10 protein-coding genes are annotated in these 11450 nt (G+C 71.9%); 4 read left to right on the forward strand and 6 right to left on the reverse strand.

What is annotated here, in order from left to right; translation table 11 throughout:
- Positions 1-14: 14 nt before the first annotated feature.
- On the reverse strand, positions 15-434 hold the full coding sequence (locus tag HFP89_RS10950; RefSeq protein WP_168717698.1) for a CopD family protein: 420 nt from the start codon (positions 432-434) through the stop codon (positions 15-17).
- 363 nt (positions 435-797) lie between these two features.
- On the opposite strand from HFP89_RS10950, the gene erpA reads away from it, so the two are divergent.
- The 4 genes from erpA to HFP89_RS10970 all read left to right on the forward strand — a co-directional run bounded on the left by erpA (position 798) and on the right by HFP89_RS10970 (position 4458).
- Entirely contained in the window at positions 798-1139 is a 342-nt protein-coding gene (gene erpA / locus HFP89_RS10955) for an iron-sulfur cluster insertion protein ErpA (protein ID WP_168717699.1), read from the forward strand.
- A gap of 33 nt (positions 1140-1172) precedes the next feature.
- Positions 1173-1958, forward strand: coding sequence for a regulatory signaling modulator protein AmpE (ampE, locus tag HFP89_RS10960; protein WP_168717700.1), 786 nt, complete (start codon positions 1173-1175; stop codon positions 1956-1958).
- 83 nt (positions 1959-2041) lie between these two features.
- On the forward strand, positions 2042-3331 hold the full coding sequence (locus tag HFP89_RS10965) for an amidohydrolase family protein (RefSeq protein ID WP_206212331.1): 1290 nt from the start codon (positions 2042-2044) through the stop codon (positions 3329-3331).
- Between the two features lie 152 nt (positions 3332-3483).
- Positions 3484-4458 (forward strand): tyrosine-type recombinase/integrase, encoded by a 975-nt coding sequence (locus tag HFP89_RS10970; RefSeq protein WP_168717702.1) that lies wholly within the window; start codon positions 3484-3486, stop codon positions 4456-4458.
- A 15-nt stretch (positions 4459-4473) separates the two neighbouring features.
- On the opposite strand, the gene HFP89_RS10975 is transcribed toward HFP89_RS10970, so the two are convergent.
- The 5 genes from HFP89_RS10975 to mnmG all read right to left on the reverse strand — a co-directional run bounded on the left by HFP89_RS10975 (position 4474) and on the right by mnmG (position 11288).
- Positions 4474-5619, reverse strand: a complete 1146-nt coding sequence (locus tag HFP89_RS10975) for a lipocalin-like domain-containing protein (protein WP_168717703.1) — start codon at positions 5617-5619, stop codon at positions 4474-4476.
- The gene (locus HFP89_RS10980) at positions 5619-8057 is read right to left on the reverse strand and encodes an ABC transporter permease (protein WP_168717704.1); all 2439 of its coding nucleotides are present in this window, start codon (positions 8055-8057) and stop codon (positions 5619-5621) included. The genes HFP89_RS10975 and HFP89_RS10980 overlap by 1 nt, the downstream gene beginning before the upstream one ends.
- Before the next feature lie 4 nt (positions 8058-8061).
- Entirely contained in the window at positions 8062-8742 is a 681-nt protein-coding gene (locus tag HFP89_RS10985) for an ABC transporter ATP-binding protein (protein WP_168717705.1), read from the reverse strand.
- Positions 8735-9163 (reverse strand): DUF3429 family protein, encoded by a 429-nt coding sequence (locus tag HFP89_RS10990; protein WP_168717706.1) that lies wholly within the window; start codon positions 9161-9163, stop codon positions 8735-8737. The genes HFP89_RS10985 and HFP89_RS10990 overlap by 8 nt, the downstream gene beginning before the upstream one ends.
- 244 nt (positions 9164-9407) lie before the next feature.
- Positions 9408-11288, reverse strand: a complete 1881-nt coding sequence (gene mnmG, locus HFP89_RS10995) for a tRNA uridine-5-carboxymethylaminomethyl(34) synthesis enzyme MnmG (protein WP_168717707.1) — start codon at positions 11286-11288, stop codon at positions 9408-9410.
- Positions 11289-11450 lie beyond the last annotated feature (162 nt).

An 11450-nucleotide genomic window follows, 5' to 3' on the forward strand; every position in this document is an offset into this window, starting at 1 on the left:
CGGGAAACTCCGGGTCAGAACGGTTTGAGGATGGCCAGCAGCACGATCGCCACAAGCAGCAGCGCGGGGGCTTCATTGAACCAGCGGTACCAGACATGCGAATGGCGGTTCCGGCCCTCGCGGAACGCCGCGACCAGCCGGGCGCACCAGACGTGGTAGCCGATCAGCACCGCGACCAGCGCCAGCTTCGCGTGCAGCCAGCCCATCGCCAGATAGACGCTGGGGGCAAGCAGGATCAGCGCCAGGCCGAAGCCGACCGCCAGCGCACCGCCGACGTGGGTGATCCCGAGCAGTTTGCGCTGCATGGTCCGGAACACCGGCTGGAGCTCCGCTTCGGGATGCTGGGCGGCATAGACGAACAGGCGGGGCAGGTAGAACAGGCCGGCGAACCAGGTCACGACGAAGATGATGTGGAAGGCCTTGAGCCAGAGCATGGGCGAGCAATCGGGGCGCGGAACGTCGCGGACCCCGTATTGTGACCGCTTCGCCACCGTCCCTCAACCCGACCCCTGCCGGACGTCATGGATCGACTTGACTTGGCAGGCTGCGGGACGGTATAACTTCGGCGTGCAAACATAATATTAACAACAGCACAGCAGAACCCGATCAAGGGTTCCTGCACGTACCGAGCAGCATCCGGTTTGGGGCAAAAGCGGTCTTCGGACCGCTTTTTTTATCCACCCGTCCCGTCCGGTCCCGCTGCTGCGGCGAGCGTCGGGCTTGGGTATGCTGGAGACGGCCCCCACCTTGAATCAAGGCGCTCGTCCGGTGCCACGAATCGCTTCACGGAGACCGTCATGGATGCCACGAATCCGCTCGAATTCACCGCTTCGGCCGCCCGCAAGGTGCGTGAACTGATCCTGGCCGACGGCAACCCGGAACTCAAGCTGCGGGTGTACATCACCGGCGGCGGCTGCTCCGGCTTCCAGTACGGATTCACCTTCGACGAAGCGGCCGACGAGGACGACGTCCGGGTCGAACGCGACGGGGTGACCCTGCTGGTCGATCCGCTGAGCTTCCAGTACCTCGAAGGCGCGGAAGTCGACTACAGCGAGAACCTGCAGGGCGCCCGGTTCGTGATCCGCAACCCGAACGCAGCCACGACCTGCGGCTGCGGCTCATCGTTCGCGATGGGCTGACGCCGAGCCCCACCCCGTGGACCGGCCCCGCCCATGACGCTTCTGGCCCTGCTCTGCGCGCTGGGCATCAGTCATGCCTGGCGCGATATCGAAGGCTGGCGCCGCCACGAGCTGCTGGCCGAGCCGGCCCGGCGGCTGCGCGGCCGGGGGGCGCTTCCAGCCATCGCCACACTCGCCCTGGCCCTGCTCGCCGGCGGCCTGCTCTCCGTGCTGGCCGAACGGCTGCTCGGCGACGTCGGCATGCTGCTGGCCGGCATCGTCGTGCTGCTGTTCGTGCTCGGTCCGCGCGACCTCGACCGCGATATCGAGGCGGCCGCGGCCGGCGAAGAAGAGGCAGCGGCCGCGCGCCAGCGGCTGTGTCTTCCGGTGGGTGCGTCGGCCACCGACGGCGCAGCGGCTGCGCTGCACGGCGGCCTGGCGCGCTGGTTCGGCGTGCTGTTCTGGTTTGCCGTCGCCGGAATTCCCGGTGCGCTGCTGTATCGCGCGGTGCGCGTGTCCCGGCGCGCGTTCCCGCCCGGCCGCGACGAGCGCCGCGCCTTCGACGCCATCCTCGGCGTACTGAACTGGCCGGTGGTCGGACTGATGACGCTGTCGATCGCGCTGATGACCGACTTCGACCGGGCGCTCGACCGCTTCGATGCGCGCGCCGATCGGTGGCGGTTCCCGGCCCGCCTGCTCGACGACCTCGCCGGCGCGCTGTGCACGACCGACGGCGGCCTGGCCGCCGGGCTGGAGGCCGGACGTCAACTGGCCCGTCGCGTCCTGATGCTGTGGCTGGTGGTCGTCGCGGTGCTGCTGTTGATCGGCGTGCTGGCCTGAGCGACCCCGGCTCGGCGTCGGCTTTGCGTTCGCCGCCCGCATCACGCACAATCGCCGGTCTGCGATCAAGACCGGAGATGCCGATGCGCTGTTCCTTGCTGTTGTCCCTGTTGCTCCTCGCCGGCCCGGCCGCCGCCGAGACCTGGCTGCACTGCGGTGCGACGATCGATGTCGTGGCCGGCGAGCGCACCGGCGCGAAGACGCTGGTGGTCGTCGACGACCGGATCGAACGGATCGAATCCGGTCACCGGTCGGCGCCGGACGGCGTCGAGTTGATCGACCTGACCGGGTTGACCTGTCTGCCCGGCCTGATGGACATGCACACCCACCTGACGTCCGAATCCAGCCCGACCCGCTACGCCGATCAGTTCACCGACAACGAAGCCGACGTCGCGCTGCAGTCGGTCGAATACGCGCGCGAAACGCTGGCCGCCGGCTTCACCACCGTGCGCGACCTCGGCGATTCCTACAACGCCAGCATCGCGCTGCGCGACGCGATCGACCGCGACGTGATCCCCGGGCCGCGCATCTACACCTCCGGCAAGTCGCTGGCCACCACCGGCGGCCACGCCGATCCGACCAACGGCTGGCGCGCCGACCTGATGGGTTCGCCCGGCCCGCGCGAGGGCGTGCTCAACGGCGTGGCCGAAGCGCGCGAGGCCGTGCGCCAGCGCTACAAGGACGGCGCCGACCTGATCAAGGTGACGATCACCGGCGGGGTGCTCAGCGTGGCCAAGAGCGGCATGAACCCGCAGTTCCGGCCCGAGGAGATCCAGGCCGTGATCGAGACCGCCGCCGACTACGAGATGCACGTGGCGGCCCATGCACACGGCGCCGAGGGCATGAAGCGGGCCATCCGCGCCGGCATTCACTCGATCGAACACGGCACCTTCATGGACGACGAGGTCATGGCGATGATGGTCGAGAACGGCACCTGGTACGTGCCGACCATCTCGGCCGGCCGCTTCGTCGCCGAGAAGTCCGAAATCGACGGCTACTACCCGGAGCTGGTCCGGCCCAAGGCCGCGCTGATCGGACCACTGATCCAGGAGACCTTCGCCCGCGCCCACGCCGCCGGGGTTCCGATCGCCTTCGGCACCGATTGCGGGGTCTGCTATCACGGCGACAACGCCGCCGAGTTCGGCTTCATGGTCGAGGCCGGCATGTCGCCGGCCGACGCGCTGCGCACCGCAACGCTGAACGCCGCCGAACTGCTCGGCATCGAACGCGACGCCGGCCGGCTGGCCGAGGGTTACTGGGCCGACATCATCGCGGTGCCGGACGATCCGCTGGAATCGGTCGACACGCTGATGGACGTGCGCTTCGTGATGAAGGCGGGCACCGTCTATGTGCCGGGACGCGCTACGCGCTGACCGGAGCGCACTGCGGGCACCGAGCGGCGTTCGAGCGGCTGCATTCCCGATCCGACCCGGCTCCCTGGATCAGGCCGCCGGTAATTGATCCCGGTCGGCTGCGCTCGTATAGTGAAGTCCGTCACATTCAAGAGCCGCCGCCGGGAGCGTCCATGAACCGATCGCTGGAGCGCATGCAGCAGATGCTCCGCCGGGAAGGCGTCGACGAGGCGCGGACCCGGCACCTGCTGTTCTGGGCGCGCGGTTTCCTCGAGCACGGCGGCCAGGACGACCCGACGCAGCTCGACCGCGACGCGGTCGATCGCTTCCTCGAGCACATCGCGCACGAACGCTACGCCGGGCGCCCGACCCAGGACCGCGCGCTCGATGCAGTCCACGCGCTCTACCGCAGCAGCCCGGGCGGCACGCCGCCCTGGCTGCAGGTGCTGCTCGACCAGCGCCGCCGCGTGGTCGGACCGAACATCCTGTCGCGCGAAGAAGCCCGCCAGCTGCTGGCCCGACTGGCCGGCAGCGAATGGCTGGCCGCCGCCCTGGTCTACGGCACCGGAATCCGACTGCTCGAATGCATGCGGCTCAGGGTCCGTGACGTCGATCCCGACGCCCGCCGGCTGATCGTCCGCGACCCGGCCGACACCGTACAGCGCGAACTCCCGTTGCCGGCGGCCGTGGCGCGGGCGCTGGTGCCGCGGCTCGACGATCTCAAGCAGCAGCACATCCAGGACATCGGCAACGGCGGCGGCGCGGTCACGCTGCCGCCGGAGATCGCCGAGCGCCGGCCCGACGCGGCCCTGGCCTGGCGCTGGCAGTACCTGTTTCCGGCCCGGCCCGGCGCGGCCCGGTTCACGGCCGACACCGAGCGCCGGCCGATCCATCACCTGGCCCCGGCCCGGATGCACCGCGCGATCGAACAGGCCGCCCACGCCGCCGGCATCCATCGCCGGGTGACCGGCCACGTGCTGCGCAACAGTTATGCGATCCACCTGATCGAGCAGGGCCTGCCGGTGGCACGGGTGGAAATGCTGCTCGGCATCGCCCCGACCTCGCCGGCGATCGCGGCGGAGCCCACCACTCCCGGCTGCATCGAGATCCCCGACGCGCGGCTTCGCGATCCGCTGGTCGAACCCTGAGACGATTCGCCCGGCTCAGCGCCGGCCGCGCGCCGACGCCGCCGAATACCCGCTGAGCTCGAGGTAGCCGCGGCCCAGCGGGATCTCGGAGTCGCTCGCCCGCACGTCGATCGCACCCTCCCAGTAGCGTACGCCGGTCCGCCACTGCTGGTCGTCGAAGGTCGGCACGATCGACAGGTCCAGCCCGGCCGACGGGACGCGCGCGCGCCAGGCCACCGGCCAGTCCACGCCGTCGGGATCGCGCCAGCGACGGACCGGTTCCAGCGAAAACTCGTCCCGGCCCAGGATCGTCGTCGCACCATCGCTCTGGACCAGCGCGCCGGCCGAGAACGGCGAGGCCTCGCCGGCCTCGGTGCGCAGGCGGTAGAGCATCAGGTCGCGCCCGTCGTCGAGCTGCAGGGCGAACCAGTCCCAGCCCTCGATGCCCGGGCCGAGCTGGCTGGAGCCCCATTCGCGGTCCAGCCAGGCGGTGCCCTCGACCGCGTACGCCCGGCCGTCGATCCGCACCCGGCCGTCGGCGGCCAGCCGCGAATAGGTGTAGTACCGCGACGCGTTGCCGGCGGCCGGACCCTTCTGGCTGTAGCCGCGGTCGCCCTGCAGCACCACCGGCTTGACCGCGTCCAGCGCCAGGTCCAGTGCGAACTCGCCGGCATCGGCGTTGAGCCGCCAGCCGGCCTCGGTCCGGGTGACCGTCCAGTCGCGCAGCCACCAGCGGTCCGCGGTCGCGCCGGCCAGGCCGAGCGCGCCGCGTGCGAAGCGCTCGCGGTTCAGGAACCGGCGGTTCTCGATATCGCTGACCGCCAGGTGGGCCATCCAGACGGCATCGGCGGCGAACACGCTGTCCAGCGACGGCCGCGACGCCTCGGTACCGAGGCCGAACCGGAACAGCGTGAACTGCATGCCGAAGCGACGGCCGTCGCGGTCGAACAGGTTGCCGGTGAAATACCACCATTCGCTGCGGTAGCCGGGATGCGCGGCATGGTCGGCCGGGAAGTCCAGCGGACGCGGCCCGGTGATCCGCTCGAAGGCCTCCGGCGCTTCGGCCAGTAGCGCGGTGGTGTCGAGCGGCCCCGAGACGACTTCGGGCGGATCGCTGCGCAGTACCAGCCAGGTCGCGGCCAGCGCGACCAGCAGCATGACGATGAGAAGGTCACGCCGCATCAGCCGGCCCTCAGCGCGGAAACCGGCGCCCGGCGACCGATCCGGGCGGCCGGAATCAGGCCGGCCAGCGCCCCCAGCAGCAGCGCCAGCGGCACCACCACCACGACCGGCCCGAGCGGCGGCAGCCCGGCCGGCACGCTCCAGCCGAACGCCCGCGGCTGGATGAACAGCGCCAGCGCGTAGTGCACCACCACCGCGATCGGCACGGCCAGCAGCGCCGCGGCCAGGGTCAGGGCCAGGGTCTGGGCCACGACCAGCCGGAACAGCGCGGCCGGCGACAGGCCGAGCGCGCGCAGCGTCGCGTACTCGCGCGCGCGCTCGAAACCGTGGGCGAGCAGGGCGCTGACCAGCGCGACCAGCGCGATGCCGCCGACCAGCACCGCCATCGCCCAGCTGATCCGGAAGGTGCGGTCGAACACGCTCAGGCTCTGGTCGCGGATCTCGGCCGGGCCGATCCACTGCAGCTCACCGGCCGCGCCGAAGGCGGCGCGCAGATCCGCCTCCAGCGCCGCGCGATCGCCGCCGGGTGTTGCGTACAGGCCGACGCTGTCGACCTCGCGAGCGTCCGGACCGGTCAGCTGGTCGGCGTCGATCGCGACGAAGCCGGCGTCGCTGGAGTAGTCGCGGAACACGCCGAGCACCTCGAAGCGCCGTGGGCCGCCGGCCAGCGGCAGTTCGAGCAGGTCGCCGGGCGCCAGGCCACGCGCCCGCGCCAGCGGCTCCGACACCGCCACGCCGCGCCCGGCGACGAAACCGGCCCGGACGCGTTCCGGATCGCCGGCCAGCCACTCGAAGCCCGACCAGGCCGCGTCCGGCAGCCGATAGGCGGTCAGCCGGGTTTGGTCGGCCAGCCGCTGCACCGAGACCGTCGAGATCGCTGCCACGGCATCGAGCGCTGCCAGCCGGTCGACCTCATCGACGGTCAACCTGCGCTCGGTCGCCGAAACATACAGGTCGGCCTGCAACAGCCGCTGGACCCAGTCGTCGACCGAGGCCCGGAAGCCCAGGATCATCATGCCCATGCCCATCGCCAGGGCCAGCGCGAGCGACAGGGCCGACAGGGCCGGGGCGAGCCGCCGGCGTGAACCGCCCAGCAGTCGGATCGCGCGTCCCGTCAGGCCGCCGCCGGCGAGCCGGGCAAGCACGGCGAGCAGCCCGAAGCCGGTCCGCGGAATCAGCGTGGCCAGGCCGGCCAGGACCAGGAACAAACCGCCCAGTGCCGCGATCAGCCCGGGATCCAGCGCCAGCCAGGCCAGGCCCAGCGCGACCGGCAGCCCGGCCAGCGCCCAGCCCACGCGATCCGGCGCCGGGGCCTCGGCCGCCCGCACCAGGCGCCCGGGCGGCACCCGCAGCGCCTCGCGCACCACCGGCAGCGTGACCGCGGTGGCCGCCAGCACACCCAGTCCGAACAGGGTCCCGTACAGGCCCAGCGACGGCGCGGTCCGGGCCAGCGCCAGCTGGCCGTAGATGCTGCGCACCGGATCGGCGATCAACGCCAGCAGAAGATCGGCCAACAGGGTGCCGACGACCAGTCCGGCCAGGGTGCCGAGCGCGCCGAGAACCAGGCCCTCCTGGGCCAGCATCCGGGCCAGGTCGCCCGGCGTCAGCCCGATCGCGCGCAGCACGCCGAAACTGCGCCGGCGCTGGACCATCAGGAAACTGAGCACGCTGTAGACGACGAACAGGCCGGTGGCCAGGGCCAACAGGCTCATCGCCGTGAGGTTGGCGCGCAGACCGGCGGTCAGCTCGCGGGCCGAGGCGCGCTGCTGGTCGAGCGTGCGCGCCTGCAGGTCGGCGGGCAGGTTGCGCTCGATCCAGGCCGCGGCCGAGCCCGGCGCGAGCAGTTCGGAGATCGCCGTGGGCAGGTCGAAGGCGTGCTGGGCCACGGCAATGTCCATGACCAGCCGGCGGTCGAGGCCGGCGCCGCGCGTGCCGACCAGGGCCAGGTCGGCCGGGCCGTTCGGACCTTCCAGCGTCAGCGTCTCGCCCGGTTCGACGCCGAGCAGGGCGGCCGTCTCCCGGCCGATCGCCGCCGGCGGCGGGCCGTCGCCGGTCCATTCCAGCCGGTCGGCGTCGCCGGCCAGCGCGCTGTCGGCGGTCACGTCGCGGACCGCGCTGAAGCCATCCAGGCCGATGACCTCGAGCTGGACGTCGCCGACCCGGACCGGAATCCGGACCACCGGCACCCAGTCCGGCGCCCCGGGCAGCCGGGCCAGCTCGGCGAAACGCTCCGGCGAGATCGACTCGCCGAGCGGGCGGACCACGATCGAGTCCCGGCCGGCCAGTTCGTCGGCGGCGGCATCGAGCGAATCGACCAGCGCGCCGCGCAGCAGCGCCACGCCGGTGACCACCGCCATGCCGGCGGCGATACCGACCAGCGCCAGCAGCCACTGACCGGGGTGACGACGGAAGAAGCCGTGCGACAGCCGCGCGCGCATCGGGTCAGGCCGGCACCAGGCGCCCGTCGCGCAGCGCCAGGACCCGGTCGCAGCGCGCCGCGGCCTGATCGCTGTGGGTCACCAGCACCAGCGCGCAATCGCGGGCACGGGCGGCGTCGAACAACACATCGAGGACCTGCTCGCCGGCCACGCGATCCAGGCTGCCGGTCGGTTCGTCGGCCAGCAGCACGGCCGGCCCGTGGATCAGCGCACGAGCGATCGCGACGCGCTGCTGCTGGCCGCCCGAGAGCTGGTCGGGACGGCGTTCCAGCAGCTCGCCGATGCCGAGCTCGCCGGCCAGTGCGTCGATCCGGTCGGCGGCAACGGCGGCTCCGGACAGCCAGACGGCCAGTTCGACGTTCTCGCGCGCGGTCAGCGATTCGATCAGGTTGAAGTCCTGGAACACCAGCCCGACCCGCCGGGCCCGTTCGCGGGTGCGGGCCGGCTCGGGCCGGCCGTGGACCTCGACGCCGGCGATCCGGACTTCGCCGGCGTCGGGCCGGTCCATGCCGGCGGCCAGGTGCAGCAGGGTCGACTTGCCGCAGCCCGAGGCGCCCATGATCGCGACGGTTTCGCCGGGCCGGACGTCGAGATCGACGCCGTCGAGGACCCGGACCGCACGCGGGCCCTCGCCGTAGCGGCGGACCAGCCCACGCAGGCCGAGGACCGGGGATGGGTCAGCCACCGCGGGCGGCCACGGCCGCGGTCGCGGCCAGCAGGACGGTCACGGCAATGCTCAGCATCCAGCGCAGCCGCCGGTACCAGCCCGGCTGGCCGGCCCGGGTCCAGCGCCACTCGGTCAGCGCATGCAGCGCGAACAGCGCCGCCAGCCAGGCAAACGCCCAGCCCAGCGGCAGCAGCAGCGCGACCAGCGCGGCCAGCACGATCAGGTTGCTCAGGATCAACGGCGCCGGCCCGTCGGCCGGCCGGTTCAGCGCATCGGCCCAGAGGCTGCCGCACAGGAACGCGAGAATCAGCAGCGCGTAGCCGCGCAGCAGGTCGATGATCCAGGCCGGACCGCCAAGCGCGACGACGACCAGCAAGGCGACGAACGGCGCGACGCCGGCGGCACCGAGAACGCGGGCGGCCTGTTGACGATTCTGCATGACTCGATCCTCCTTGGTCTTCGCCCCGGACTCGGGCGTTGCCGGCACTCTACCGCAGCCTCGTGCCCGGAATCGCGGGGCAAAAAAAACCCCGGCCGGGAGCCGTGGCCGGGGTTCGTGCGAAGCGTTGGTAGCGGGGGGAGGGAGTCAGGGTACCGAGAGGTAACCCGCCACCAACGAGGCCAGTCTCCACGGCGGCCGTGAACCCGGGGTGAACAATCGAGCGCCGGAGTGCGTGGGCCGCTCAGGCCGCGTTCGCTGCCCGCTTCAGCCAGACCAGCAGCTGCGAGACCGCTGCCGGGGTGACGCCCGGGATCCTGGAAGCCTCACCGACCGTCGTCGGCCGCTGGCGCTGGAGCGTCTCGAGCACCTCGGCCGACAGGCCACGCACCTGCGCGTAGTCGAATTCCGGCGGAATGCGCCTCGAATCCGAGCAACGGACCCGCTCGATGTCGGCCGCCTGTCGGGCCAGGTACCCGGCGTAGCGAATGCCGGTCTCGACCTGCTCGGCGATGTCGGCACGCTCCACGCCCGGACCGAACTCCGGCAGCGCGACCAGGCCGGCGTAGTCGATTTCCGGGCGCTTCAGCAGCTCCGCGGCGGTCACGTCCTTGCGCACCGGGCTGGCGAAGGCGGCTTCCACCGCCGCGGCCCGCGCGGAGCCGGCGACCACGCGCAGATCGTCCAGCCGGCGGCGCTCGGCGTCGATCGCATCGCGGCGCTCGAGGAAGGCGGCCAGGCGGGCCTGATCGACCAGGCCAAGCGCCCGGCCGGTCTCGGTCAGGCGCAGGTCGGCATTGTCCTCGCGCAGCATCAGCCGGTATTCGGCCCGGCTGGTGAACATGCGGTACGGCTCGGCGGTGCCGCGGGTGATCAGGTCGTCGACCATCACGCCGATGTAGGCCTCCGAACGCGCCGGGCTCCATTCCGCCTGGCCGGCGGCACGTCGCGCCGCGTTCAGGCCGGCGACGAGGCCCTGCGCACCGGCCTCCTCGTAGCCTGTCGTGCCGTTGATCTGGCCGGCCAGGAACAGCCCGTCCAGGACCTTGGAGGCCAACCCCGGACTCAGGTCGCGCGGATCGAGGAAGTCGTACTCGATGGCATAGCCCGGGCGGGTGATTCGCGCCCGCTCCAGGCCGGGAATGGTGTGCAGGAACTCGAGCTGAACCTCGAACGGCAGACTGGTCGAGATGCCGTTCGGGTACCACTCGTTCAGGTCCAGGCCTTCCGGTTCGAGGAAGATCTGGTGCGAGTCGCGCTCGGCGAAGCGCACGACCTTGTCCTCGATCGACGGGCAGTAGCGCGGACCGACGCCCTCGATCGCGCCGGAGTACATCGGCGAGCGGTCCAGCGCGGCGCGGATGATGTCGTGCGTCGCAGGGCCCGTCCGGGTGATCCAGCAGGAACGCTGCGCCGGGTGGTCGTCGCTCGAGCCCAGGAACGAGAACACCGGCCGGGGGTCGTCGCCGGGCTGCTCGACCAGCTGCTCGAAATCGATGCTGCGGCCGTCGATCCGCGGCGGCGTGCCGGTCTTGAGTCGCCCGATCCTGAGCGGCAGCGCACGCAGCCGTTCGGCCAGCCGATTGGCCGGCGCGTCACCGGCCCGGCCACCGGCCGAGCGCGCCTCGCCCATGTGGATGATGCCGCCGAGGAAGGTGCCGGTGGTCAGGACCACGGCCTCGGCCATGAACTCGATGCCGATCGCGGTGCGACAACCGACCACCCGGTCGTTGTCGACGACCAGGTCGTCGACGGCGGCCTGGAACAGGGTGAGGTTCGGCTGGTGCTCGACCGCGCGACGGATCGCGGCACGGTACAGCGAGCGATCGCACTGCGCCCGGGTCGCGCGCACCGCCGGCCCCTTGCTGGCATTGAGCCGTCGCCACTGGATGCCGGCCGCATCGGCGGCCTGCGCCATGACCCCGCCCAGCGCGTCGATCTCGCGCACCAGGTGCCCCTTGCCGATCCCGCCGATCGCGGGATTGCAGCTCATCTGGCCGATGGTCTCGATGTTGTGCGTGATCAGCAGGGTATCGGCGCCGCAGCGCGCGGCAGCCAGTGCCGCCTCGGTGCCGGCGTGGCCGCCACCGATGACGATCACGTCATGGGTCTCTGGATGGCGCATGTCGAATCACCGCGTTCGGCGGCAAGCAGTTGAACCGAATGCGATTCTACCGCCCTCCGCGCCCGCCGGAGTCACGCCGGCTGCGCAGCCGGTCGCGAGCGCCGCCGCTGTTGCGCGACTCCGTCCGGCTGCTCGAACGCGGCGGGGCGGCCCGGACCGCCG

It is taken from the genome of Wenzhouxiangella sp. XN79A, from assembly GCF_012272825.1.
Lineage (GTDB): Bacteria > Pseudomonadota > Gammaproteobacteria > Xanthomonadales > Wenzhouxiangellaceae.